The 25,858-nt window shown below is 72.3% G+C and carries 20 protein-coding genes; 11 read left to right on the top strand and 9 right to left on the bottom strand.

Annotation, left to right across the window (positions count from 1 at the left end):
- The first annotated feature begins 22 nt into the window (after positions 1-22).
- Positions 23-2,410, top strand: a complete 2,388-nt coding sequence (locus ACGFZA_RS14705) for a phosphoketolase (RefSeq protein WP_393679206.1) — start codon at positions 23-25, stop codon at positions 2,408-2,410.
- Between the two features lie 60 nt (positions 2,411-2,470).
- On the opposite strand, the gene ACGFZA_RS14700 is transcribed toward ACGFZA_RS14705, so the two are convergent.
- The gene (locus ACGFZA_RS14700; protein WP_362545656.1) at positions 2,471-2,794 is read right to left on the bottom strand and encodes a plasmid stabilization protein; all 324 of its coding nucleotides are present in this window, start codon (positions 2,792-2,794) and stop codon (positions 2,471-2,473) included.
- A gap of 76 nt (positions 2,795-2,870) precedes the next feature.
- Complete coding sequence (locus tag ACGFZA_RS14695; RefSeq protein WP_385282711.1) at positions 2,871-3,986, bottom strand: chemotaxis protein; 1,116 nt, start codon at positions 3,984-3,986, stop codon at positions 2,871-2,873.
- A gap of 121 nt (positions 3,987-4,107) precedes the next feature.
- On the opposite strand from ACGFZA_RS14695, the gene ACGFZA_RS14690 reads away from it, so the two are divergent.
- The 3 genes from ACGFZA_RS14690 to glsA all read left to right on the top strand — a co-directional run bounded on the left by ACGFZA_RS14690 (position 4,108) and on the right by glsA (position 6,635).
- Positions 4,108-4,602, top strand: coding sequence for a DUF1269 domain-containing protein (locus ACGFZA_RS14690; RefSeq protein WP_385282708.1), 495 nt, complete (start codon positions 4,108-4,110; stop codon positions 4,600-4,602).
- A gap of 136 nt (positions 4,603-4,738) precedes the next feature.
- Positions 4,739-5,251, top strand: a complete 513-nt coding sequence (locus ACGFZA_RS14685; protein ID WP_385282705.1) for a hypothetical protein — start codon at positions 4,739-4,741, stop codon at positions 5,249-5,251.
- A gap of 13 nt (positions 5,252-5,264) precedes the next feature.
- Positions 5,265-6,635 carry a glutaminase A gene (gene glsA, locus ACGFZA_RS14680; RefSeq protein ID WP_393679202.1) on the top strand — a complete coding sequence of 457 codons (1,371 nt, stop codon included), beginning with the start codon at positions 5,265-5,267 and terminating at the stop codon, positions 6,633-6,635.
- A gap of 149 nt (positions 6,636-6,784) precedes the next feature.
- Here the strand turns inward: glsA and ACGFZA_RS14675 are convergent, their stop codons facing one another.
- Positions 6,785-7,609, bottom strand: a complete 825-nt coding sequence (locus tag ACGFZA_RS14675; protein WP_385282699.1) for an endonuclease I family protein — start codon at positions 7,607-7,609, stop codon at positions 6,785-6,787.
- A gap of 239 nt (positions 7,610-7,848) precedes the next feature.
- Between ACGFZA_RS14675 and ACGFZA_RS14670 the strand changes: the two genes are divergently transcribed.
- The 7 genes from ACGFZA_RS14670 to ACGFZA_RS14640 all read left to right on the top strand — a co-directional run bounded on the left by ACGFZA_RS14670 (position 7,849) and on the right by ACGFZA_RS14640 (position 17,604).
- Complete coding sequence (locus ACGFZA_RS14670) at positions 7,849-8,046, top strand: hypothetical protein (protein ID WP_385282696.1); 198 nt, start codon at positions 7,849-7,851, stop codon at positions 8,044-8,046.
- Positions 8,047-8,174: 128 nt separating this feature from the next.
- Entirely contained in the window at positions 8,175-9,332 is a 1,158-nt protein-coding gene (locus ACGFZA_RS14665; RefSeq protein WP_393679199.1) for a methyltransferase, read from the top strand.
- Positions 9,333-9,435: 103 nt separating this feature from the next.
- Complete coding sequence (locus ACGFZA_RS14660; protein ID WP_393679197.1) at positions 9,436-10,614, top strand: acyl-CoA dehydrogenase family protein; 1,179 nt, start codon at positions 9,436-9,438, stop codon at positions 10,612-10,614.
- 105 nt (positions 10,615-10,719) lie between these two features.
- Positions 10,720-12,384 carry a sigma-70 family RNA polymerase sigma factor gene (locus ACGFZA_RS14655; protein WP_393679195.1) on the top strand — a complete coding sequence of 555 codons (1,665 nt, stop codon included), beginning with the start codon at positions 10,720-10,722 and terminating at the stop codon, positions 12,382-12,384.
- 459 nt (positions 12,385-12,843) lie between these two features.
- Positions 12,844-13,743: an oxygenase MpaB family protein gene (locus tag ACGFZA_RS14650; protein WP_393679193.1), complete on the top strand. Its 900-nt coding sequence runs from the start codon at positions 12,844-12,846 to the stop codon at positions 13,741-13,743.
- 17 nt (positions 13,744-13,760) lie between these two features.
- The gene (locus tag ACGFZA_RS14645; RefSeq protein ID WP_393679191.1) at positions 13,761-16,004 is read left to right on the top strand and encodes a tetratricopeptide repeat protein; all 2,244 of its coding nucleotides are present in this window, start codon (positions 13,761-13,763) and stop codon (positions 16,002-16,004) included.
- Positions 16,005-16,059: 55 nt separating this feature from the next.
- Positions 16,060-17,604 (top strand): phytoene desaturase family protein, encoded by a 1,545-nt coding sequence (locus ACGFZA_RS14640; RefSeq protein ID WP_385282680.1) that lies wholly within the window; start codon positions 16,060-16,062, stop codon positions 17,602-17,604.
- A gap of 28 nt (positions 17,605-17,632) precedes the next feature.
- On the opposite strand, the gene ACGFZA_RS14635 is transcribed toward ACGFZA_RS14640, so the two are convergent.
- From ACGFZA_RS14635 to ACGFZA_RS14610, 6 genes are read right to left on the bottom strand one after another with little or no spacing between them, the layout of a single operon-like run.
- Positions 17,633-18,607 carry an acetylxylan esterase gene (locus ACGFZA_RS14635; protein WP_385282678.1) on the bottom strand — a complete coding sequence of 325 codons (975 nt, stop codon included), beginning with the start codon at positions 18,605-18,607 and terminating at the stop codon, positions 17,633-17,635.
- Between the two features lie 4 nt (positions 18,608-18,611).
- Positions 18,612-21,038 (bottom strand): polysaccharide lyase 8 family protein, encoded by a 2,427-nt coding sequence (locus ACGFZA_RS14630; protein WP_393679188.1) that lies wholly within the window; start codon positions 21,036-21,038, stop codon positions 18,612-18,614.
- Between the two features lie 10 nt (positions 21,039-21,048).
- Positions 21,049-22,200 carry an SGNH/GDSL hydrolase family protein gene (locus ACGFZA_RS14625; RefSeq protein ID WP_393679186.1) on the bottom strand — a complete coding sequence of 384 codons (1,152 nt, stop codon included), beginning with the start codon at positions 22,198-22,200 and terminating at the stop codon, positions 21,049-21,051.
- Positions 22,197-23,276, bottom strand: a complete 1,080-nt coding sequence (locus tag ACGFZA_RS14620) for a DUF1565 domain-containing protein (RefSeq protein WP_393679184.1) — start codon at positions 23,274-23,276, stop codon at positions 22,197-22,199. The genes ACGFZA_RS14625 and ACGFZA_RS14620 overlap by 4 nt, the downstream gene beginning before the upstream one ends.
- On the bottom strand, positions 23,273-23,875 hold the full coding sequence (locus tag ACGFZA_RS14615; RefSeq protein WP_393679182.1) for a hypothetical protein: 603 nt from the start codon (positions 23,873-23,875) through the stop codon (positions 23,273-23,275). The genes ACGFZA_RS14620 and ACGFZA_RS14615 overlap by 4 nt, the downstream gene beginning before the upstream one ends.
- Positions 23,876-23,877: 2 nt before the next feature.
- Positions 23,878-25,857 (bottom strand): hypothetical protein, encoded by a 1,980-nt coding sequence (locus ACGFZA_RS14610; protein WP_385284995.1) that lies wholly within the window; start codon positions 25,855-25,857, stop codon positions 23,878-23,880.
- Position 25,858: the final 1 nt, after the last annotated feature.

The following is a 25,858-nucleotide window of genomic DNA, read 5'->3' as shown; positions in this document are numbered from 1 at the left end:
CCCACGCCGCAGAGAGGTGACCATGAGTGACGTCCCGCCGTCCTCATCGACGACCGGCCCGACCGACGAAGAGATCGCCGCGCTCGACGCGCACTGGCGCGCCGCCAACTATCTGGCCGTCGGCCAGATCTACCTGATGGCCAATCCGCTGCTGACCCGCCCACTCGTCCCCGAGGACATCAAACCCCGGCTCCTCGGTCACTGGGGCACCTCGCCGGGGCTCAACCTCGTGTACACCCACCTCAACCGCGTGATCGCCTCGCGCGGCACCGACGCGCTGTGTGTCTGGGGTCCCGGGCACGGCGGTCCGGCCGTCCTCGCCAACTCCTGGCTGGAGGGCAGTTACTCGCAGACGTACCCCGACGTCAGCCGGGACGAGGCGGGCATGGAGCTGCTGTTCAGACAGTTCTCCTTCCCCGGCGGCGTGCCCAGCCACGTCGCACCGGAGACGCCCGGTTCCATCCACGAGGGCGGCGAACTGGGCTACGCCCTCGCCCATGCCTACGGCGCCGCACTCGACCACCCGGACCTGCTGGTCACCTGTGTCATCGGCGACGGCGAGGCGGAGACCGGACCGCTCGCCGCCTCCTGGCACGCCAACAAGTTCCTCGATCCCGTCCATGACGGGGCTGTCCTTCCGGTTCTCCACCTCAACGGCTACAAGATCGCCAACCCGACCGTGCTCGCCCGCCTCCCGGAGCCGGAACTCGACGCCCTGCTGCGGGGTTACGGACACGAGCCGCTGTACGTGTCGGGCGACGACCCCCTCACCGTGCACCGGGCGATGGCCGCCGCGATGGACCGTGCCGTCGACCGGATCCACCAGCTCCAGCACGCGGCCAGGACCGGTGGCGACACCGGACGCCCGCACTGGCCGATGATCGTGCTCCGCACCCCGAAGGGCTGGACGGGACCCGCCGAGGTCGACGCAGTGCCCGTCGAGGGGACCTGGCGTGCTCACCAGGTCCCGCTGCCCGGGGTCCGCGACAATCCCGCGCACCTGCGGCAGCTGGAGCGATGGCTGCGCTCCTACCGCCCGGAGGAACTCTTCGACGCGGAGGGGCGCCCCACGGACCAGGTCCTCGCCTGCGTGCCGGAGGGCGAGGCGCGGCTCGGCGCGACCCCGTACGCCAACGGCGGTCTGCTGCTGCGCGATCTGCCGGTGCCGCCCCTCGACGAGCACGCCGTCCAGGTGGACAAGCCGGGGACGGTTCTCCACGAGCCGACCCGGGTTCTCGGCGGGCTGCTGGAAGCCGTCATGGCGGCCACCGCCGACCGGCGGGACTTCCGGGTCGTCGGCCCCGACGAGACGGCGTCCAACCGCCTCGACGCCCTTTACGAAGCCACCGGAAAGGCCTGGCAGGCGGGTACGCTCCCGACGGACGAGTACCTCGCCCGCGACGGCCGCGTCATGGAGATCCTCTCGGAGCACCTCTGCCAGGGCTGGCTCGAGGGCTACCTGCTCACCGGCCGGCACGGACTCTTCTCCTGCTACGAGGCGTTCGCCCACATCGTCGACTCGATGGTCAACCAGCACATCAAGTGGCTGCGGACCTCCCGGCGGCTGCCCTGGCGCCGCCCCATCGCCTCCCTCAACTACCTGCTCACCTCGCACGTCTGGCGCCAGGACCACAACGGCTTCTCGCACCAGGACCCGGGTTTCGTCGACCACATCCTGAACAAGAGCCCCGAGGTCGTACGCGTCTACCTGCCCCCGGACACGAACACCCTGCTCTCCGTGGCCGACCACGCACTGCGCAGCCGCGACTACGTGAACGTGATCGTGGCCGGCAAGCAGCCGAGCTTCGACTGGCTCACCCTCGACCAAGCCCGTGCCCACTGCGCGCGGGGTGCGGGCGTCTGGGAGTGGGCGGGGACGGAGGACGGCAGCCGCGAACCCGATGTCGTGCTCGCCTGCGCCGGGGACGTGCCCACCCTGGAGACCCTGGCGGCCGCCGGTCTGCTGAGGCGTCATCTGCCGGAGCTTTCGGTGCGCGTGGTGAACGTCGTCGACATGGCCCGGCTCATGCCGCACGCCGAGCATCCGCACGGGATGCCGGACTCCGAGTACGACGCCCTCTTCACCCGCGACAAGCCGGTGATCTTCGCCTACCACGGCTATCCCTGGCTGATCCACCGGCTGGCCTACCGCCGTACCGGACACGCCCAACTGCACGTCCGGGGATACAAGGAGGAAGGGACGACCACCACGCCCTTCGACATGGTGGTCCGCAACGACCTCGACCGCTACCGCCTCGTCATGGACGTCATCGACCGTGTCCCGGGCCTGGGGGTCCGCGCGGTGGCGGTGCGCCAGGAGATGGCGGACACCCGCAACCGCCACCACGACTGGATCCGCGCGCACGGTACGGACCTGCCGGAGGTCGCCGACTGGACCTGGGAGGGGTGAGCGCGGCGCAGCGGGCCCGGACGGGGGATCCGTCCGGGCCCGCTGGTGTGCCTGCGAGGGTCAGCGGCCGACCGCGCGGGCCAGCTCGGCCTTCGTCATCGACGAACGGCCCTTGACGTTCTTGTGCTTCGCCTCTTCGTAGAGCTGGTCACGGGTAGGGCCCTGGGCGCCGCTGTGCGAGCGCAGCCCGCCGCGCCGCGAGGACGAGATGTCCTCGGTCGACGTACGGCTCGCGGTCCGCGACTCACCGGCGCGGGCACGCGCCTTGTTGACGGTCCGGGCGGCGATCTCCTCCGCCCGGTCCTCGCCGACACCGCGCTCCTGGGCGCTCTCCTTGATGTGCTCGTACTGCCGTTCCCGTTTCGGATTCGATCCGCGTGGCATGATGCGTTCTCCTCTCGGGGGCTGCGGCCCGGGACTCCTCCAGTGTGACAAGCGAGGCCGGGCCGGAGCCGTCCGCTCAGTAGCGCAGCGCCGCCGCGATCCGTCCGTGCTCCTTGAGCGAGTCGTCCGCGACGAAGACCACGTCGGCGCCGCTGTCCAGCGCCGCCTCGACCAGCTCGTCGACGATGTCCTCGCGGACCCTCTCGTCCGCCGGGTCGGCCGCGTCGCCGCTCACCGGCACCAGGTGTTCCTCGTCGACCCGGACCGTCTGCTGGTAGTGCTCCTCCACCGCCACCAGGCCGGCGCGGCCCTCCCGTACGGCGGCCCACACCTCGTCGAGGCCGCCGGCGAAGGCACGCCGTCCCCGGGCCTCGTCCAGCTTGCCGTCGATCTCCGCGGCGAACCGCTTCTGCCGGGCCTCCAGCGCGGGCCGCAGTTCGGTGAGCAGATCGCTGGGCGAGGTGTCGGCCGGCGCACCCTTCGTGACGCGGCCGGCCGCGTCCTTGGAGCCCTCTCCGACCTCGTCGAGCAGGGCGAGCGCCGGAGCGAGGCCGACCAGGTAGAGCGGGCGCGGATCGGTGGCCAGCACCCCGCGCAGCTTCTCGTCGACCGTGCGCAGGAACTGCCGGGTCTCCTCGTCGCTGAAGGTGCTCGGGGTGTCGCCGATCCGCTCCTCGCGCTGCGGGTTGGGCGCCTCACGCGGGGCGGTCAGCGGGAAGCCGCCGATGTGCTCCTCGTGCGCGGCGTCCGACGTCCCGCTGAACAGGGCGGCGTGGTCGGCCGACACAGTGAGCGCCCAGAACGGCCGGGCCTGGGCCTTCGCGGCGACCAGGTTGCGGGTCAGATAGGTGTCGCTGAGCACCACCCGTTCGGGTGCGGTGCGCGGCAGCTGCCAGATCTGGTACTCGTCCGCCGTCGCGAGGAGCACCAGTGCGTCCAGCGCGCGGCGCGGATCGATCTCGTCGACCGCCCGTTCGAGCTGCTTCCTGATTGCCGCGCGCACCTCGCGGGTGATCTCGGGATCGGCGTCGAGCCGGTTGCCCGCCTCGGACACCAGATTGCGCAGCCGTACGGCGTCCTGGGCGTTGTCCGGTGCGCGGCGGTGGGTCGGCATGGTCAGGGACAGGGCCGGATAGGGCTTGGCCGCGCGGAGCTTCTGCAACAGACCGGCGGTCAGGGCGTCCGTATCCATCAGTTCCCTCCCGGGGACTTGTGCGCACTGCGGTGCGGAGCGGGTGATTCGACGAGTCAATTCATACCTTTTGATCCTAATATGGGCGAGTTGGTCATTCCGGGTTCGGGAGGTATGCGCGATGTCCACGCTCACCGTGTGGAAATTCCAGTCGGCCGAAGGCGCGGAGGACGTGGAGACGACGCTGAAGTCCCTTCAGAAGGAGGGACTGATCAAGATCCTGGACGCCGCCGTCGTGAGCTGGCCCGCCGACCGGGCCAAGCCGCGCACGAAGCAGCTGCTCAACCTGGTGGGCGCGGGCGCCCTGAGCGGCACCTTCTGGGGCATGCTCTTCGGGCTCATCTTCCTGATGCCGCTGCTGGGCGCGGCCATCGGCGCGGCCGCCGGAGCGCTCGGCGGCAAGCTGGCCGACGTCGGCATCGACGACGACTTCATCGCCGAGGTCAAGGAGAAGATCACACCCGGGACGTCGGCCCTGTTCCTGCTCACCATGAACGAGGTGCCCGACCGGATCAGCGAGGCGCTCCCGGGCGGCGGCGCCGAACTGCTCCACAGCAATCTGGACACACGGAGCGAGGAGCGGCTCCGCGACATCTTCGGCGAGGACGCGGCATGACCACCCGCGCCCCTGCGCCCCGCCTGGCCCCCACCTCGCCTGCCCCTACTTCCTTTCGTCCTTCCGAGCAGACGGAGCGTCCGTGAACCAGACCAGCCCCGTGCGGCGCGCCCTCCGCGGCCGCACAGTCCGCAGAATGACCCCTGCCGTGCTCGCCGCGGTGATCGTCGCAGGCGCCGCCGCCTGCGACAGCTCCGACACCTCGTCGCAGGGCACGGCCAGAAGCACCCGTACGGTGTCCGCCGAGCCGGACTCCTCGCCCTCGGCCACCGAGAGCCGGCGCACCCAGGAGGAGTTCGCCGCCTCGGTCTCCGCCGATGTGGAACGTAACCGGCAGAAGGCCGTGACGACACTGAAGGGTGTCGAGGGGAAGGGCAATGCCGTCGGGGACGTCTCCGTCAACGGCCTCCCGGTCGCGCCGTCGGAACAGTTCCGCAGCGCTCTCGTGCGGGTGACCAACCGCAGCGACAAGGCCGCGTTCTACGCCGTGCGGGTGGAGTTCGTGGACGCTTCCGGCAAGGTGCTCGACTCCGTGGTGCTCGGCTTCGCCGACGCGCCGCCCAACCGCACGGTCAGCCAGCACGCCAACAGCCGCAAGGCCGCAGGCGTCAAGTCGTTCCCCCGGATCGCCCAGGCCGAGCGCGGCTGACGGCGGGAGCACGGTGAGCGCCGCCACCGGTGCGGTCACGGACGCGCTGCGAGAACTGCACGCCAGGTTTGCCGATGTCGACGAGGGCGAACTCGCCGACTACATTCCGCAGTTGGCGCTCGCCGACCCGGGCGCCTTCGGGCTGGCCCTGATCAGCATGGACGGTCACTGCTACAGCACGGGCGACGCCGGGGTGCCGTTCACCGTCCAGTCCGTGTCGAAGCCGTTCGTCTACGCCCTGGCCCTGTCCCTCCTGGGCCTCGACGAGGTGTCCCGATGGGTGAACGCCGAGCCCAGCGGCGAGGCGTTCAACGCCATCAGCCTGGAACACGGCACCGGACGCCCGGACAACGCCATGGTCAACGCGGGCGCCATCGTGACCACCGCGCTGATCCCCGACACTCCCGTGGCCCCGCGGTTCGGACGCATCCTCGACTGCCTCAGCCGGTTCGCCGGCCGGAGGCTCGACGTCGACGAGGAGGTGTACGCCTCCGAGGCGGCCACCGGGGACCGCAATCGCGCCCTCGCCTACCTCATCCGCTCCACCGGCCCCCTGCCCGTGGATCCGGTGGCGGCGGTGGAGACGTACTTCCGTCAGTGCGCGGTACGGGTCACGGCCCTGGATCTCGCCGCGATGGCGGCGACCCTGGCGAACGGCGGCGTCAATCCGCTCACCGGGGACACGGTGGTGTCCGAGCCGGTCGCCGCCCAGGTGCTGGCCGTGATGGCGACCTGCGGCATGTACGACTCCTCGGGCGACTGGCTGCTCAGAGTCGGACTGCCGGCCAAGAGCGGGGTGTCCGGCGGCCTGATCGCAGCCGGACCGGCACGGTTCGGACTGGCGACGTACAGCCCGTTGCTCGATCCGACGGGTACCTCCGTGCGGGGGCACCGGGCGATCGGGATGCTCTCGGAGCGGCTCGGCCTGCATCTCATGTACAACCCGGCGCTGGCGGGCTCCACCGTCACCCTGGTCACCACGGCGGACGACCTGCCCGCCGCGCCGACGGGCGAGCGGGAGCGCGTCCGCCGCGGACGGGTGGCGGTCGCCGCCGCCCAGGGCGCTCTGGACTTCACCGCGGCGGAGCGGGTGCTGTACGCCCTGGACGAGGCGGCGAGCGGCCGGACCGGCGCCGTGGTGCTCGACCTGGTGAGGGTGACGGACATCGACACCGTCGCCCGGGCGATGCTGCGCAGCGGACTGGCCCGGATCGCCGACGACGGCCGGCGCACCGCTGTGGCCGACCCGGACGGGCGCCTTTGCGGACCGGGCGACGAGTCCGGGGGCCCGCGTCGTTTCGGCTCCCGCGAGGAGGCCGTGACCTGGTGCACGGAGACGGTCGCGGGCCCGGCCGCCGCAGCGCCTCGGCCGAACACGCCCTGAAGGGGCCGGACCAGCGGCACCACGAGCAGGTCCAGGTGGTCACCCCCGCCGTCGTCAGCCCCGTACTGACGACGAACAAGCCGGCGATGAACGGGACGACGGGGTCGCCGAAACCGGAGAGGATCCGGGGGCGGGTCAGAAGGGGACCGTCACCAGATGGACTCCACCCACTCGGGGTGGTCTATGAACGGGTTCCGGTTGTGCTGGTACTGGTCGAATATGACGTCGTTGCGGTGCTGCTCGAAGGCGTCCGGCGGGTCCTGCTCGCTCCACGTCTTCAGGACGGAGAGCCGGCCGATGTTCGGGGCGGAGCCGTTCGACACGCTGTCGTTGGGTTCGAGGTCGGCGAAGGAGTCGTCGCCCTCGTAGCGCACCGCCATATAGAGGATCATGCGGGCCACGTCGCCCTTGACCGCGTCGCGCGGTTCGAAGGAGTCGCTGTCGGTGTAGTTGCCGGGCGCCTCGCTCAGCTCGGTGCCGCCGTTGTCGAAGTCCTTGTTGCCGCGCGTGGAGTTGACCGAGACGTCCGCCGGGCGCAGGTGGTGGATGTCCGTTCCGGGGCCGGTCGCCGTGCCGAAGTCACCGTGGGACTTGGCCCAGACGTGCTCGCGGTTCCACTGGTCGACGTTGCCGCCGTTGTCGCTCTTGGGCTCGGAGCGCCCGGTGTACAGCAGGATCACGTTCGAGGAGTTGTCGGGATCCTCGTCGGTGGCCTTGAGTGCGTCCCAGACCTGGCTGTAGGTGAGCTTGGTCTGGTCGCTGATGATCGTGTGCAGGGCGCCCTTGAGCGCCGTGCCGGTCTTGCCGAGCGCGTCCTGGTAGTACGTGTCGTCCAGCGCGCCGAGCGGGGTGGCGGACGGTGCCGGGGCCGGTGGTGTCGCGGCGGGCGCGGCGGCCGCGGTGCCCGCGAGCACCGCGAAGGCGGCGAGCGTGGCCAGCAGCGGGCGCCGGTGGGAAAGGTGACGACGGGACATGTGGGGTGTCCTCTCCGGAAATACGGGCACCGCGGCGCCGTCACAGGGTGGGGGACGGCTCCGCGGTGGTCGTGTTACTAGGTGGTCAGCGGGAGCCTTCCACACGCACCGTGACCGAGGTGTGAACGCTGCGTACCTATCATGTGCAGGTCAAGTGAGGGTCGGGGCCGGGCCCCGTGGGTCTCGGATGCGCACCCGTCGGCGCGGGGCGAGAATTGCCGCAAGGACGAGGAGGCGGCATGAGCGACGAGCCCGAATCCGTATCCGTACGGGGCGTGACCCCCGACAGCCTTCTGCACACAGGTGCCAGCGACAATCCTTCGGCGGAGGACGTGGTGCTCGCCTCGGGGCGGGACCTGACACCCCGCAATCTCGAGTGGGCCGAGCGCCGGCTGGCCAGAGAGGGCCGGGCGGCCCTCGACAAGCAACTGCCGTAACCACTCGCGGCCGGGTGTTCGCGGCGGACGCCGGTGGCACGAGGGCGCCCGCCGCGGCGCGTGGTGGGGCGCACGGTATCCGCCGGCTGTGCGGGCGTACGGCGCCGCTCGGATAGCCTGAACGCAATATGAACCGTTTGACGACGTCAGGGGCTGGTTACGACCTCGCCCGATTCCCCGAGAACCCCCGCGACCCGTTCCAGGCCTGGGACGCGGCCGACGAGTACCTGCTCCGGCACCTGGAAGGGATCGACGGGGCCGGACCGGTCGATATCTCCGGCCGCCTCGTGATCGTCGGTGACCGCTGGGGCGCGCTCAGTACGGTGCTGGCCGCGCACCGCCCCGTACAGATCACCGACTCCTACCTGGCGCAGCGGGCGACGGCGGCGAACCTGGAGCGCAACGGTGCCCACACCGATGCCGTGCGCCTGCTGTCCGCCCGGGAGACCCCGCCGGACCGTATCGACGTCCTGCTCGTCCGTGTGCCCAAGAGCCTCGCGCTCCTGGAGGACCAGCTGCACCGGCTCGCCCCCGCCGTCCACGCGGGCACCGTCGTCATCGGCACGGGGATGGTGAAGGAGATCCACACCTCCACCCTCAAACTGTTCGAGCGGATCATCGGCCCCACCCGCACCTCGCTCGCGGCCAAGAAGGCCCGGCTCATCCACTGCGCGCCCGATCCCACCCTGGTGCGTACGCCCAGCCCCTGGCCGCACCGCTACGAGCTGCCCGACGACGTCGGGACCGTCGCCGGCCGCACCGTGGTCAACCACGCCGGAATCTTCTGCGCGGAGCGGCTCGACATCGGCACCCGCTTCTTCCTGAAGCACCTGCCGGTGCGCACCGGCCCCGACCGGGTCGTCGACCTCGGCTGCGGGAACGGAGTCGTGGGCCTCGCCGCCGCACTCGCCAACCCCAACGCCGAGCTCACGTTCATCGACGAGTCGTACCAGGCCCTCGCCTCGGCGGAGGCGACCTTCCGGGCCAACACCGCGGCGGACGCCGGAGCCCGCTTCGTCGTCGCCGACGGGCTGACCGGCGCCGAGCCCGCCGGTGCGGACCTCGTCCTGTGCAACCCGCCGTTCCACTCGCACCAGGCCACCACGGACGCGACCGCCCGGAACATGTTCCACGGGGCGCGCACCGCGCTGCGCCAGGGCGGCGAACTCTGGGTGGTGGGCAACCGGCACCTCGGCTACCACACGCAGCTGCGCCGGATCTTCGGCAACTGCACCACGGTGGCAGGCGACCCCAAATTCGTCGTGCTGCGCGCCGTCAAGCGCTGACGGTCACGCCCGGGTGCCCGCGCCCCTTCCGGATTCTTGCAACACGTTCTACTGTGTGCGCCGCCGCACACGGGCGACGCGAAGCGAGACTCCTGGAGGGGCCGTGCACCTCGAATACACGCCTGAACAGCAGCAGTTGCGTGCCGAACTGCATACGTACTTCGCCGCCCTGGTACCCGACAACGCCTATGCCCGCTACGCCGACCCCGCCGCCCAGAAGCGCTTCTACCGGGAGACGATCAGGCGTCTGGGTGCCGACGGCTGGCTGGGCGTCGGCTGGCCCACGGAGTACGGCGGACGCGGTCTGTCCCCGATGGAACAGTTCATCTTCTTCGACGAGGCGGCGCAGGCGGGTGTCCCGCTGCCGCTGATGGCCCTCAACACGGTCGGCCCGACGATCATGCAGTTCGGCACCGAAGAGCAGAAGGCCTACTTCCTGCCCAAGGTCCTCTCCGGAGAGATCGACTTCGCGATCGGCTACAGCGAACCCGACGCGGGCACCGACCTCGCCGCGCTCAAGACCCGGGCGGTCCGCGACGGCGACACCTACGTCGTGAACGGGCAGAAGATCTGGACGACCAACGGAGACACCGCGGACTGGGTCTGGCTCGCCGCCCGCACCGATCCGGACGCCCCGCCCCACAAGGGCATCACCATGCTCCTCGTGCCGACGTCCGACCCCGGCTACTCCTGCACCCTGATCAACACCCTGGCCTCGCACGACACGACGGCCAGCTACTACGAGAACATCCGCGTCCCCGTCTCCCGCCGGGTCGGCGAGGAGAACAAGGGCTGGCGGCTCATCACCAACCAGCTCAACCACGAACGCGTCACCCTCGCCGCCCACGGCACCATGGCCATCCGCGCCCTGCACAACGTCCGGCGCTGGGCCGCCGACACCCGCCTCGCCGACGGCCGCCGCGTGATCGACCTCGGCTGGGTCCGCGCCCGTCTGGCCCGCACGCACACCCGGCTCGACGCGATGAAGCTCCTGAACTGGCAGATGGTGTCAGCCGTCCAGCACGCCACCCTCACCCCGCAGGACGCCTCCGCCGTCAAGGTCTACGGCTCCGAGGCGCGCCGTGACGCCTACGCCTGGCTCATGGAGGTCGTCGGCTCGGCCGGCCCGCTCAAGGAGGGCTCCGCGGGCGCCGTCCTGCACGGCGAGCTCGAACGCGGATACCGGTCCGCCGTCATCTTCACCTTCGGCGGCGGCAACAACGAGATCCAGCGGGAGATCATTTCGTGGATCGGCCTCGGGATGCCCCGCGTGCGCCGCTGACGACCTCGGGAAATCCCGTTCCTGAATAACTGATATCCGGGCCGCCCTCGGCAGTCTCCCAGCCATCGGGCATCATCGGCGGTCTACGGGACAGGGAACTTCTTCATGAGCCATCAGCACACGGTGGACCCGGCGGCACTGGTGACCGCCGCCCGCGAGGGGGACGCGGGGGCCAGGGACGAGCTGGCGAGCGCGTACCTTCCGCTCGTCTACAACATCGTGGGCCGGGCCCTGAACGGTTCGGCGGACGTGGACGACGTGGTGCAGGACACCATGCTCCGGGCGTTGCACGGGCTCGGAGGCCTGCGGGCCCCGGAGAGCTTCCGCTCGTGGCTGGTGGCGATCGCGATGAACCAGGTCCGCGCGTACTGGCAGGGCCGCAACGGCGCGCCGGGCACGCTGGAGGAGGCCGGGCAGGTCGCCGACCCCGGGGCCGACTTCGTCGATCTGACGATGATGCGCCTGCAACTGTCCGGGCAGCGTCAGGAGACGGCGCGTGCGACGCGGTGGCTGGAGCCGGAGGACCGGGGTCTGCTGTCGCTGTGGTGGCTGGAGTGCGCGGGCGAACTGACCCGCACCGAGGTCGCCGAGGCACTGGAACTCTCTCCGCAGTACGCGGCGGTCCGGGTGCAGCGGATGAAGGCGCAGCTGGAGACGGCTCGCATCGTCGTGCGGGCGCTCGACGCGCAGCCGCCCTGCGAGGAACTCAGCGGTGTCCTCGCGACCTGGGACGGCCGGCCTTCGGCCCTGTGGCGCAAGCGCATAGCCCGGCACGCCGGTGACTGCTTCCGGTGCGCCGGACACCGCAGCGGCCTGATGCCCGCCGAGGGCCTGCTCGCGGGGCTGGCGCTGGTCGCGGCACCCGTCGCCCTGCTCGCGCTGTGGCCCGCGCCGGACGCGAGGGCATCCGTCGCCGTCTCGCACCCGCTCGGCGCGGCCTCGGGCGACGGGGCGATACCCGCCGGGCCCGGCCGGCACCGGTCCCCGGGCGGGCGGAACGGGTCAGGGCGGGGCACCTCGCGCGCCGAAGCGCGCCGGCGCAGGCAGACCGTGCGGCGTCGGGCGGTCGGCGGGGCGGTGCTGGCGGCGTGCGTCGCCGGCGGGGGCCTCTGGTACGTGTCCCTCGGGCCCGGAACCGGAGGCGAGGACGAAGCGGCGTCGCGCACCTCGGCCGAGCCCGTTGTCGATCTCGCCGCACCCGAGACCCCGGCCACCACGTCACCGTCGGCCTCTCCGTCCGCGTCCGTGTCCGCGTCGCCCTCGCCGTCCGCGAAGAAGAGCGCTTCGGCCACGCCGAGCCGCAAGCCGAAGAGGAGCGTCCCTCCGGCGCCGCCCAGGACGGCCACGCCGCGCGTGCCGAGCACCTCCGCCGCACCGCCGGCCCCCGTGAGCACAGCCGCCCAGGTCGTCGCCCTGGTCAACAAGGAGCGCGGGGCCGCCGGCTGCGGACCGCTCACGGAGGACACGCAGCTCACGGACGCGGCGCAGCGCCACTCCGACGACATGGCGGCCCGGGACTTCTTCGAGCACACCAACCCCGACGGCGCCGACCCCGGACAGCGCGTCACCGCCGCCGGGTACCGCTGGTCCACGTACGGCGAGAACATAGCGCGCGGCCAGCAGACACCGGAAGCGGTGATGGAGTCCTGGATGAACAGCCCGGGCCACCGTGCCAACATCCTCAACTGCGACTTCAAGGACATCGGGATCGGCATCCACCAGGGCCCCGGCGGACCGTGGTGGACCCAGGACTTCGGCGCGAAGCTCTGAACCGTGCGACGGAGGCGGAACGGCTGACGCCGGCCCCGAATGCGCCCCCGCCGGTCAGGACCCCGCAGCCCCTGACGGACCTGGTCAGGCTCCCGTAGGTCCTGACGGACCCGGACCGGCACCGGTTCCTCCGGCGGACCGCCCCGACGACCGCCGCCCTCGCGGTCCGGACGGCGGTCGGCGTCGGGCCGGTTCCCGCACGGGCCCCGGGAAGGAATCGGGGGGTGGGCCATGCGGGCTGCGGGCCGGGGGTGCACGCTGCTCCGCTCGCGGGACGTGTGAGCGAAGTGCGCGGCAGGGTACGCACCACGATGTCACCGGCGGGGAGTTGCCGGGGTGGTGGCGGACAGCGGATCCTGGGCGAAGGCCGTTCCGGCGCGGCGATCCGGGCCCGGAACGCCCGCTCTCGACGCGCGCGCCGGTGCGGGGCGGAGCGGGAGAGACGGGAGGCAGGAGCACATGACGGAACCCGACCCCGGGCTCTTCGGGCCCGCATCGGTCACCTGGCAGATGCACGGCGACCCGATGATGTGGGTCGCCGGGGTACGGGCCCTGTACCTCCAGGCGCTCCACCCGCGCGCGGTGCGCGGCGTCATGCAGAACTCCGACTTCCGCAAGGACGCCTGGGGGCGGCTGATGCGTACGGCGGGCTTCGTCGGGACGATCAGCTACGGCACCACCGAAGCCGCGGAGAAGGCCGGAGCCCGGGTCCGCAGGATCCACCGGCTCCTCAAGGCCACCGACCCGGTGACCGGTGAGACCTACGGCGTCGACGAGCCGGACCTGCTGCTGTGGGTGCACTGCGCGGAGGTCGACTCCTACCTCCAGGTCGAGCGGCGCTCCGGCTACCCGCTCACCGACGCGCAGGCCGACCGGTACGTCGACGAACAGCGCACCGGTGCCCGCCTCGTCGGCCTCGATCCGTCCGAAGTCCCCGCGACCACCGCGCAACTGGCCGCCTACTTCGAGCGGGTACGCCCCCAACTGGATTCCTCGCCCGAGGCACTGGAGGTCGACGACTTCCTGCGTCGGCCGCCGGTCCACCCCCTGCTGATACCGGCGCGCGCCGTGCTGTGGCGGCGCGTGGCGACCCTGGCCTACCAGTCGCTGCCCCCGTTCGCGCATGAGCTCTACGGCAGACCCGTACCGCCTGCGCGCACGGTGGACCGTCGCCTGCGCACCACGGGAACCGTCCTGCGCTGCATCCCGTCGAAGCTGCGCTGGCAGCTCCCGCCCGGTCACATCGTGAACGCGATGGCACGACTCGGACCCGGCAGCCGCCCCACCCCGTACACACTCAAAAGGCAGGCAGCCATACTGGACGGGCCGGGGAGGGCGCAGCGACAGCAGGCGGAGTGACGGGGGCGACAGCGGGGATGGCGGAAACCAGGCTGATCCAGAGCCGGTACCGACTGCTCGATCTGATCGGGCGTGGCGGCATGGGCGAGGTGTGGCGTGCCCGCGACGAATCGCTGGGGCGGCAGGTCGCCGTCAAATGCCTCAAGCCGATGGGCCCGCAGCACGACCGGGACTTCACCCGCATCCTGCGCGAGCGATTCCGCCGGGAGGCCCGGGTCGCCGCCGCCCTCCAGCACCGGGGCGTCACCGTCGTCCACGACTTCGGCGAGCACGAGGGCGTGCTCTATCTGGTGATGGAACTCCTGGACGGCCGCAACCTGAGCCAGCTCCTGGAGGACAACGAGCAGCACCCGCTGCCCGTGGACGACATCGTGGACATCGCCGAACAGGTCGCCGACGCCCTCGGCTACACCCACCAGCAGGGCATCGTCCACCGCGACCTCAAACCCGCCAACATCATGCGGCTGGCCGACGGGACGGTGAAGATCTGCGACTTCGGCATCGCCAGGCTCGGCCACGACATCTCGGTCACCTCCCGGCTCACCGGTGTCGGCATCGCCATGGGCACCCCGCACTACATGTCGCCCGAGCAGATCAGCGGCGGCCAGATCGACCACCGCAGCGACCTCTACTCGCTGGGCTGCGTGCTGTACGAGATCGCCACGGGCGCCCCGCCGTTCGACCTCGACGACGCCTGGGGCGTGCTCGTCGGGCACCGTGACACCGCGCCCGAACCGCTGCGCACCCACCGCGCGGAACTGCCGGGATTCTTCGACCGCGTCGTCCTGGAACTGCTGGCCAAGACGCCGGACCAGCGGCCCGCCGACGCGGGCGACCTGCGCCGCCGCATCGCCCGCGGTCGCACCGGCGAACAGCCGCACCCGGAACCGACCGGTCAGGTGCTCCTCGCCCCGCCGGCCCCGGTGACGCGGCCCGGCGGGCCGGCCGGCCTCCCACCGCGCCTGCCGGACTGGACCCGCGGGATGACCACCGGTCACAAGGCGGCCGGCCGCGCGACCGGCGGGCCCGGTCCGTTCGACCACGCGGCGGGTCTGACCGGCGCATGGACCACCGGCACCGGCCGGCCGGCCGGTGCCGCGCGGCCCACCCCGGCCCCGGAACTCCTCTCGACACTCGCCAACCGCCACAGTGCCGGCCTCAACCTGGGCAGGCTCGGCCACTGGGAGGAGGCGGGGGAGGTCCACCGCGCGGTCGCCGCCGAACGCGAGAACGTGCTGGGCCCCGACCACCCCGAGACCCTCTCCAGCCGGTACGAGGTCGGGTTCACCCTCAGCCGGACCGGACGTCCGGCGGAAGCGCTGCGGGAGTTCGACCGCGTCGCCCGGGGCCGCGAACGCACGCTCGGACCCGACCACCCGGAGACCCTCGCGGCGCGCCAGGAGATGGCGTACGTACTGGGCCGGCTCGGCCGCTACTTCGAGGCCCACCAGCTGTACGCCGCCGTCCTCGCCTCCCGGGAACGCTCGATGGGGACCGACCACCCCGACACCCTGCGCTGCCGCCACAACCTGGCGTTCAACCTCAGCAGGCTCGGCCGGCTGGAGGAGTCGTACGCCATGGCCCGCGACGTGGCGGCGGCGCGCGGCCGGCTGCTCGGCGCCACCCACCCCGACACCCTCGTCACCCGCTACGAGGTCGGGTACACCCTGGGCCGGCTCGGCCGCTGGGAGGAGGCTCTGCAGACCTACCGGGAAGTCGTCGGGGCCCGGTCGCAGGCGTTGGGCGCGGACCATGCCGACACCCTCGCGGCCCGCTACGAGGTCGGCATCAGTCTCGGCCGGCTGGGCCGCAGCGCCGAGGCCCTGGAGCTCTACCGCGGCCTCGTCGAGGACCGGACCCGGGTCAGCGGTCCCGCCGACCCCGAGACCCTCCGCGCCCGCCACGGCCTGGGCGTCAACCTGGGCCGGCTGGCCCGCTGGGAGGAGGCGCTGGCCGAATCCCGCGAGGTGTGCGCACACCGCGAGCGCGTCCTGGGAGCCGACCACCCCGACACCCTGGTCAGCCGCCGCGAGGTCGCCGTGGGTCTCGGCTGGCTCGGGCGCTGGGCCGACGCCCTCAAGGTGTACCGGCAGGTCGCCGAGGCCCGTACCCGGATCCTGGGGGCCGACCACCCCGACACGCTCGCGGGCCGCAACGACGAGGCGCACTGCCTCGAACAACTCGGCCGCGGCTCCGAGGCCGTCGAGCTCTACCGGCAGGTGGCGGCGCTGCGTCAGCAGCGGGGCATCCCGTCGCCCTGACGGCGGCGTCCGGCGGGGCCCTGGTCCGCACCGCGTGTCCGTGTTACCAAGGGGCATGCCCGTACGAGACAGCTATGACGCCGTGATCGTGGGCGGCGGCCACAATGGCCTGGTCGCCGCCGCCTACCTCGCCCGCGCCGGACAGTCCGTCCTGGTCCTGGAAAGGCTCGCCAACACCGGCGGAGCGGCCGTCTCCACCCGCCCCTTCGCCGGGGTCGACGCCCGGCTGTCGCGCTACTCCTACCTCGTGTCGCTGCTGCCGCCGAAGATCGTCCGCGATCTCGGGCTGGACTTCGCCGTACGCAAACGGACGGTTTCGTCATACACCCCGGCCGTCCGCGACGGGCGCGCCACCGGGCTGCTCGTCGGCGGCGACCGCACCCGCGACTCCTTCGCCGCGCTCACCGGCTCCGACCGGGAGTACGAGGCGTGGCAGCGGTTCTACGGACTCACCGGGCGGGTCGCCGAGCGGGTCTTCCCCACGCTCACCGAGCCGCTGCCCACCCGCGACGCGCTGCGGGAGCGGATCGGCGACGCGGACGCCTGGCGGATGCTGTTCGAGGAGCCGATCGGGGTCGCCGTCGAGGACAACTTCGCCGACGACCTCGTCCGCGGCGTCGTGCTCACCGACGCGCTCATCGGCACCTTCGCCGACGCGCACGATCCCTCACTGCTCCAGAACCGCTGCTTCCTCTACCACGTGATCGGCGGCGGCACCGGCGACTGGGACGTCCCGGTCGGCGGCATGGGCGCGCTCACGGACGCGCTCGCCGGAGCCGCCCTGGCCGCCGGTGCGCAGATCCGTACCGGGCACGAGGCCGTCCGCATCGACACCGACGGGACGCACGCCGAGGTGACGGTGCGCACGGGAAGCGGTGAGTCGACCGTCGGGGCGGGCCGCGTTCTGGTCAACGCCTCACCCGAGGCCCTCGCCGCCCTTCTCGGTGACGCGCCGCCCCCACCCGCCGAGGGCGCCCAGCTCAAGGTGAACATGCTGCTCACCCGGCTGCCCCGGCTCAAGGACCGCTCCGTGGACCCGCGCGAGGCGTTCGGCGGGACCTTCCACATCGCCGAGGGGTACGGGCAACTGGCCGACGCCTACCGGGATGCGGCAGCGGGCCGGCTCCCGGCCGCCCCGCCCTCGGAGATCTACTGCCACTCGCTCACGGACCCCTCGATCCTCGGCGCGGATCTCGCGGCCCGCGGCTACCAGACCCTGACCCTGTTCGGCCTGCACACCCCGGCCCGCCTGTTCGCCGCGGACAACGACGCTACCCGCGCCACACTGCTCAAGGCCACGCTCGCCGAGCTCGACGCCCACCTGGAGGAGCCGCTCGCCGACTGCCTGGCGCGCGACGCGGACGGCGCGCCGTGCATCGAGGCGAAGACACCGCTCGACCTCGAACGGGACCTGCGGCTGCCCGGCGGACACATCTTCCACCGGGACCTCGCCTTTCCGTACGCCACGCCGGCCACCGGCCGGTGGGGCGTGGAGACCGCGCACGCCAACGTCCTGCTCTGCGGCGCCGGTGCGGTGCGCGGCGGCGGGGTCAGCGGGGTGCCCGGCCACAACGCCGCGATGGCGGCGCTGGGCCGGTGAACCCCACCCGCTGACCCCCGTCCGTCCGCTACTGACCGAACGCCCCGCGCAGCGCGGCGATCTTGCGCGGCAGGTCGTACTCCGCCCCGCCCTCGTGCCCGTTGTACGTGAACACCTCGATCTGCGCCGGGCCCGCGTAGCGGTGGTAGGCGGCGAACACGGTGGACGACGGGCAGATCTTGTCCATCAGCCCCACCGAGAACCACGCCGGAGCGGTCGCCCGCGCCGCGAAGTTGACCCCGTCGAAGTACGACAGCGTCTCCATCGCCTCGTCCGTCCGGAAGCGGTGCCCGGACAGCCAGCGGGCGATCTCCGCGTACGGCCCGGCGTCCGTGATCTGCGAGGCGCGGCGGTAGTGGCAGAGGAACGGCACATCGGCGACGGCCGCCACGACGTCGTCCCGCAGCCCCGCCACGGCGAGCGCGAGGCCGCCGCCCTGACTGCCGCCGAGCACCGCGACCCGCGAGGCGTCCACCGCGTCATGGGCCTTCGCCGCGTCGACGGCCCGGACGGCGTCCGTGATCAGCCGGCGGTAGTAGTGCCGGTACGGGTCCTCGATGCCCCGGGTCAGGAAGCCGGGGGACGAGGAGCCGTTCCCCTCGGGGCCGATGTCCACGGTGTCGGCGGTGTTCTTGCCGCCACCGCCCTGCCCGCGGTTGTCCATCACGAGATGGGCGTAGCCCAGGGCGCTCCAGGTGAGCCAGGAGTACGGGATACCGCGGCCGCCGTTGTACCCGATGTACTGGACGACGACGGGCAGCGGGCCCGAGCGGGCCCGGGGGAGCATCAGCCACGCCTTCACCGGCTGTCCGCCCCAGCCGCGGAACGTCACATCGACGACGTCGACGGTGGCGAACCCGGCGTCGTACGGGACGAACCGGGCGTCCAGCGCGTGGCGGGCCGTCTCGGTGAGCGTCTTCTCCCAGAACGCGTCGAAGTCGGCCGGCTCCTCCGGCTCCGGCCGGTAGTCGCGCAGCCGGTCCAGGGGCATGTCGAACAGCAAGGGTCTAGCTCCTCTTCAGGGTGAGGTTGAGGGTTGCGCCGTGGAGTGCAGACGTGGCGGCGGTGATGCGGATGCCGGTGCCGGTGGGGGCCACCGTGATGCCCGGGTCGGCCGCGACGACGCTCAGATTGCGCTGCGCGAGGTCCAGCACGACGGAGGACCGCAGCTGCGTCGGGTCGGACAGGGAGACGGTGACCGTCTTGCCCTCCGGCCGGACCAGGACCGAGGCCGGCCCGTCCGAGGTGAGCTCCTGCGCGGTGCCCGCGGCCCAGAAGTTCGCGGCGAGCAGCCCGTCCGCGCAGCGGCGTACAGCGTGCACGGCCGTGGTGCGGGCGACCGCCTTCACCGGGGGCGCGGACGACCACTGCTTCGTACGCTCGGCGGAGGCCATCGGCGCCTGCAGCCAGAAGTAGCCCGCTCCCTGCGGGGCGGTGCCGTGGTCCTGCCACAGCGTCAGGTACGGGCGGGTGACGGAGGTGTCCGTGCCGTACTTCAGGTTGATCTCGCGCCAGGTCGCGGTCCGGTTCTCGCGCAGGCCGTTCAGGGTGACGGGCTCCGGGAAGACGTAGCCGCCGGTTCCGGCGACATGCAGCCAGCGCACCTCCTCGAGCTGCGCCGACCAGCCGGTGTCCGCCGGCGTCGCCCGGCCGTCGACGAGCAGGGCCGCCGCGGGGTCGTGCAGCTTCCGGTTCTCCACCACGGTCTCGGCCGTGCCCGCGTCGGACGTGATGCCGGAGCCGACGCAGGCGATGACGTCGTCCAGGCAGAACCAGCTCTTGAGGCCCTGGAGCGAACTGCCGAACGCCCGCAGTTCCATGCCGTACGCGCCGAGCGTCGTCCCCGGCAGCGCGGTGCCGCCCGCCCAGTCGGCGGTGCTGGTCGTGCGCTGCCCCGCCGCGTCGGCGGGCCGGCCCGCGAGGACGGTGGTGCCGGGCAGCCGGGTGGGGTCGACCGTGGGCCAGTAGTCCTCGCTGTAGTGGCCGAGGTCGTTCGTGTAGAGGAGGACCATGCCGTCGGAGAGGTGCCAGGCGTGCAGGTTCTCGTTCTGGATCGACTCGTAGTTGTAGATCCTGGAGGAGTACGCGGAGATGCCCAGGGCGAACGAGGGCCGGTGGTGGGCCGCCTTGTCCATCCGCGGGTGCTGCTTGTGGGCGACCAGCGGTCCGCGGGCAGGCACCGATGACGCGATGACGTCGCGGGCCGCGACGAGGGAGGCGAGGTCGGTGACGGCGAGGAAGTCGCGGTACGTGTCCTCGGCGATCCACTGCTTGACCAGGGCGGTGAACCGGTCGGCGGTCTCCCCGGGGAAGCTCGGGATCAGCCGTACCACCGCTTCGATGACGGTCTGCGCCGAGACGTGGCCCTGCTTGCTCGGGCGGGCGATCTCGCGGCCGCAGACCGACGCCATCACGTCGCCGCGCGCCAGGAGCGGGTCGAAACCCTCGTCGACCCAGAGCCGTACGTGGTCGAGGTCGGGGTCGGTCACCGTCCACGCGGTACCCGCGAGGAGGTTCAGGAGCCGGGAGAGGTTGTTCAGCAGCTCCTTGCCGTAGCCGCCGTTGTACGGGTGCTTGTAGTGCTGGAGGAACGAGCCGTCCGAGTAGAAGCCCTCGCCCGTGCCCTCGGCCGCCGCACTCGCGTCGTTGAAGGCCAGGACGCTGTTGGCGCCCGAACCCTCGACGTCCGAAAGAGCGTCACGGACCCGGACGAGGTCGTCGCCGCTGTCGCGGAGCACCGCGTTCACGGCGACGACGGTGGAGATCCACACCCGGTTGGCGCCGGTCGCGATCTGCCGGTCGGCCCGCCACAGGTTCGGGTCGGGGGTGTAGCCGCGGACGGCCTCGTTGATCCGGCCGAGCCGCTCGGAGCCGAGCGCGTCGTACAGCAGGACCGTCGCGTCGTTGAGCGCGAGCGCGGAGCCGATCTCCCAGTCCCAGTCGTTGTCGAACCGGGTGTGCTCCGGTCCGTAGCGGTTCGTCAGCATCCAGTCGATGCCTGCCAGGAGCAGGTCCCGCAGCGCGGTGTCGCCGTACTGGGCGGTGCCGGGGACGGCCCACGCGGTCGCGACCGTGGCGAGCCGCTTGAACGACGTCGTGACGTGGTTGGAGAGCGTGGTGCTGGTCAGGTCGGGGAAGAGCCCGTCGGTACGGGACGGGTCCAGGCCCTTCGCGGACGTGGTCGCGGCCTTGCCGATCCTGGCCACGGCGGCGGCGATCTGCGGGTCGGCGAGGTCGAGTCCGGGGCCGCCGGTGAGCAGGGTGTGCCACCGGGTGCGCAGCGAGGCGGCGTCGTCGACCGGGTCCGCGGCGTGCGCGGAGCCCGTCGCGAGGGTGAACGGCAGTGCGGCGGCCGCGCCGAGTGCGGCCGCACCGGCGAGCACGGTGCGGCGGGTGGTGGTGCCGGTGGTGCCTCGGTTGGTGCCTGGCTTCATGGTGCGGCCCTCACAGAAGGTGTCGGCGGTCGACGGCCGCGGCGAGCGCCGCATGGCCGGAAGGGGTGGGGTGGAGGCCGTCGCCGCTGTCGTAGGCGGGCAGCAGCCGCTCCGGGTGGTCCGGATCGCGGAGCGCGGCGTCGAAGTCGGCGACGGCGTCGAAGACCCGGCCGGTCCGCACGGCCGCGTTGACCCGCTGCCGTACGGTCTCCAGCTCGGGCGTCCAGCGGGTCCAGCCGCCGAAGGGGGCGATGGTCGCGCCGACCGCCCGCAGCCCGGCGTCGCGGGCGCGCAGCACCAGCTGCCGGTAGCCGGCCAGGACGAGCGCCGGGTCGGTCTGGCTGGGCGGCTGCTGGAGGTCGTTGACCCCGAGGTGGATCAGGACGGTCCGCAGCCCCGGAAGGGACAGCACATCGCGGTCGAAGCGGGCCTGTCCGCCCGGCCCGAACCGGGCGTCGTCCAGCAGCACCCGGTTGCCGCTGATCCCGAGATCGGCGACCGCGGCGCCCGGCAGCCGCCTGGCGAGCTGGTCGGGCCAGCGCAGATCGGAGTCGTCGGGTGTGCCGACGCCCTCCGCGATGGAGTCGCCCAGCACCGCGATCACCGGCCCGTGCGCGCCCGTCACCTCGACACCCGTCAGCAGGTACACCGAAGTGGTGCGGACCCCGTCGACGTCGTGCGAGGCATGGGTGTTGCGGTGGAACGACAACGGCCCGGTGGGGCCCGGCAGCTCGGTGCGCACCGTCAGCAGGGAGGCTTCGGCGGCCCGCAGATCCGCGACCGCGTCACTGGTCAGCGAGGCGCCCGCGGCGATCCAGGCCTGCCGCTTCCCGCCGAACGTCACGGGCCTGCCGCCCGCGGTCACCGGGCCGATCAGGACCGGCACCGTGCCGAAGGCGTGCCCGTAGCGCAGCCGGACCTGCCCGCCGGCCGACAGGCGTACGTGCGCGGTGAACGTGCCCTGCGTCAGCCCTGCGCTCGCCACGGCGTCGGTGGGTGTCGGCGCGGTCTGCGCGGTCGCCCACGAGGTCGTCCAGCGCGTGCGGCGCGCACCGGCGCCCGGTCCTTCGGCGGCCTGCGCGCCCGGCGCCGTCGCCATGACCGCGGCCAGTCCGGCCGCCGCCGTCAGCACCCCGCGTCTCGCGGGTCCCTGCCCGCTCACTGCGGGCACGCACCGGTCGGGGCGTACTCGCTGCCGTAGGTACCCACGGCGTCGCCGCCGGTGTTCCCGCTCATCGTGTTGGTGCAGACGGGGCCCTGCGGTGTGCGCATGAACTTGATCCCGCCGCCGGCGTTTCCGGTGATCGTGTTGCCGTAGACGCTGGTGTCGATGCCGTCGGTCGCGGTGTCGCCGCCGAGCCGGATGCCCGCGCCGGTGTTGTCGTGGATGGTGTTGTAGCGGAAGATGTTGCCGCTTCCGCGCGCGTCGAGTCCGCCGGAGCTGGAGTCCTTCTGCTGGCTGCAGTCGTTGTACTCGACGTAGTTGTTGGTCGAGTTCTCCTTCACGTCGACGCACTCGTTGCCGCGCGTGGCGATCGTGTTGTGGTGGATGCGGTTGTTCCTGCTGATGTCGGGGGCGGCGTCCGGGGCCCCGTTAGCGCCCTGCTGCTCCGGAGCCGTGCCGAGGTAGATGCCCTCGCCGTTCTTGCCGCCGCCGCCGAACCTGAAGTCGGCGACACCGCAGTCGGTGATGGTGTTCTCCGAGATGTCGGCGCCGGTCACCAGATAGCGCACCCGCAGACATTCGTCGGCGGCGTTCTTCAGCGTCATCCCGGTGATGCGCAGACCGCCCACACCGTTGCCGGGGGTCGTGCTCATGACATATATGAGCTTGAGGCGGTACCCCGCCACATCGGTGGACGACCCGTACAGCCCGTCCACGGTGAAGCCGCTCAGCGTCGTCGAGTCGTGTTGCACCTGAATGATCCGCGCGTCACCGGCCCCCTTCACCACGGCGTTCGCCGGGCCGGTGAGGGTGACCCCGGCGCGCTTCGTCACCACATCCTGCTTGTACGTACCGGCGGCGAGGTTCACCACCGCGCCCGCCGGTGCCAGATCGACCGCCTTCTGGATCGTGGCGAGCGGGGAGCCCGCCGACGTACCGGAGTTGGTGTCGCTGCCGCTCGGCGACACGTAGTAGGAGGTGGCCACCGTGGCGGCCACCGACGACGGGGGGAGGGCGAGCGGGGCGCCGACGGCGAGCGCGGCGACGAGGGTGGTACGCAGTGCGTGGCTCATGGGGTGTGCCTCCTGGGATCAGCGAAGGACAGAGCGAGCAGTACGGGAATGCTCGGACCGAGCAGCAGTGGCCCGAGCGGTACGACGAGGGAGAGGAGCACGGCGGAGACCACCGCGCCGAGCAGGGCGGTGCCCCGGGCGGCCGAACCGAAGCCGAGCGCCAGCGCGCCCCGGGTCCAGCCGCGGACGGTGCCTTCCGGCGCCCGGCCGGCCTCGGCCGCGAACGCCACGTGGTGGATGACCAGGGCGGCCGCGATGCCCGCCTGGGCAGCCAGCAGCACGAAGGTCCACGGCTCCGAACGGCCCAGCAGATGGACGATGTTGGCGGCCAGTACGCCCCCGGCCGCCGTCGAGACGAGCGAGTGCCGCCACAGGGCGCGCCAGTAGCGCGGGAACGCCCTGAAGGTGTGGACGACGCAACGGCTGTCCCCCTCGGCCCGCCACCGCTGGAGCCCGTGCGCCATCGCGGCGAGCGCGGGCAGCCAGGTCACCACTCCCAGCGACAGCACGGCGCACGCGGCCCCGGCGGCGGCCGGGTAGGCCACGAACTCCAGCCGCCGCAGCAGCGTCGGCCAGCCGGACGAGAGGGATGCCTGCATGATCAGCCGACCTTTCCTGTGTACGGTTCGGCCACGTCGAGGAGCACGCGGCCGTCCAGCTCCAGCCGGGTCGCTGCCACGACCCAGGGCGCGTCGCCCTCGGTCAGCAGCACGGCCGCGGCATCGGCGTGGACCCCGGCGGCGCGGATCCGCCGGGTGACGGGGGAGAGCAGCACGGTCTCGGGCCCGAAGGCCACGCCCTGGCCCTCCGTGCACGGGACCCGGGCCGCGTCCGTCTCCGTGCCCGGGGCGATGGCGGTGAGGAACAGCCCCTCGGCCGACCGTGCCGTGGTCGAGCGCAGGGTGTGCAGTGTGCGGGTGAGGCGCAGTTCCGGCGTGCTCGACGTCGGATTGGCCTCCACCTCGGTGACCTCCGCGGTGACGCGGGCGCCGTCCGGCGCGAACTGCCGCAACCGGGCAGTGGCCGCCCCGGAGCGGATCAGCCGGCTGCCGTCCCGCTGCGGCTCGGTCGGCCGGTCGGTCTGGAGCAGGAACGTCCACTCCCGTGCCGAATCCGCCTCGGCGATGTCCAGCAGCACCAGGCGCCCCGACGGGGTGAACACCAGCGTCCGGTCGAGCCGCCGCACCCCCAGCGCGGGGTCGTACATCGCCGCGATCTCGGCCGTGGAGTGCGCCCATCCGCAGTCGGCGGCGACCAGCACATCGCGCTGGCGGGCCTGCCGCTCGAAGGGGATGTCGCGGTAGACGTGGTACCGGTCCTCGTCCGCGAACCCCTGCCCGTCCACCAGCAGCAGATTGTGGTGCGCGGCCTTCTTGCGGTTGCTGTAGCCCTCGTCCACGGCGAGGAACGCGCCCTGCGAGACCAACACGAACGAACCCGAGTCGGGGTGGTGGTGCCCCTGGTTGAGGGTGTCCCACCCCCGCTCCACCCGGTGCTTCTCCGCGGTCTCCCACGCCCGGTGGCCGCCCCCGGGGCTGGCCTTGAACGACACCAGCGTGGCGTCGTCGTCCCATCCCGTGCGCGCGGCCAGCAGCCCGAGGTCCGGGAAGAACGCCCGTGTCTCGGTGGGCCGGACGGCCGGCATCGACGGGTCGTACCAGAGGTATTCGAGGTAGGCCTCAGGCAGGATGCCCGGCCGCACGCCGCTCTCCGCCGCCTCCGCCCACAGCAGCTCGCCCGACGCCAGATCGCCCATCCACTGGGCCTCCGGGATCGCGTACTGGGCGGCGAGCCGGTAGTAGAGCCCGGCGCTGTGGCCGCTGCGCCGGTCGTGGCAGTCACCGTGATCGACGTTGAACGCGAAGCCGGGAGCCGTCTGGTGCAGCCGGTAGCGGAACGTCCGGGACATGAAGCCGCCCCGGTCCCACCAGTCGACGCCCTCCGCCTCCTTGAGGAGGTCCAGGTGGATCGCGAGGAACGGGACGCCGTAACGCCAGTAGACGACGCCCTCGGCATGGGATCCGTCCTCGGGCATCAGGTCCAGGACGGTCCCGAGGTTGTCCCTGGCGCGCTCGGTCCACTCCTCCTTGCCGAGCACGTATCCGGCCGTCGCCAGACCCGCGTAACAGATCCAGTTGTGGTTCTGCCAGTACGACGACGACCACCAGCTGCCCTCGCTCGTGACCGCGAACTCGTACATCCGCCGCCCCTGGAGCAGCAGTTTGTACCGCAGGAGTGCCTGTACCCCGTCCGGCAGGTCGTCGCCGAGCCACCGGTAGGCCAGGGAGAGATGGTGCAGCAGCCAGCCGGCATCCAGGTCGTGGTCCGGCATATGGGCCCGGCCCCAGTGCGGCAGCCGCACCGCGGCCTCGATCCAGCGCAGGCTCTCCGCCAGGTGCGCGGGGTCGCCGCCGACCCGGTAGGCGAGCGCCGGGTTGGAGGCCGCGGGACCGAGCCAGGTGATGCTGGCCAGGGGGTGCGTGACCGGCGGGGTCAGCCCGCGGTGGCGGGCGGCCTCCTCGTACAGCCGCTTCTCCTGAGCGGGACGCGGCCCGGGCGGCGGGGTCGCCGAGAGCAACAAG

This window comes from Streptomyces sp. NPDC048211 (assembly GCF_043202315.1).
Classification (GTDB): Bacteria; Actinomycetota; Actinomycetes; order Streptomycetales; family Streptomycetaceae; genus Streptomyces.
This window is presented reverse-complemented; position numbering and strand designations above follow the sequence as displayed.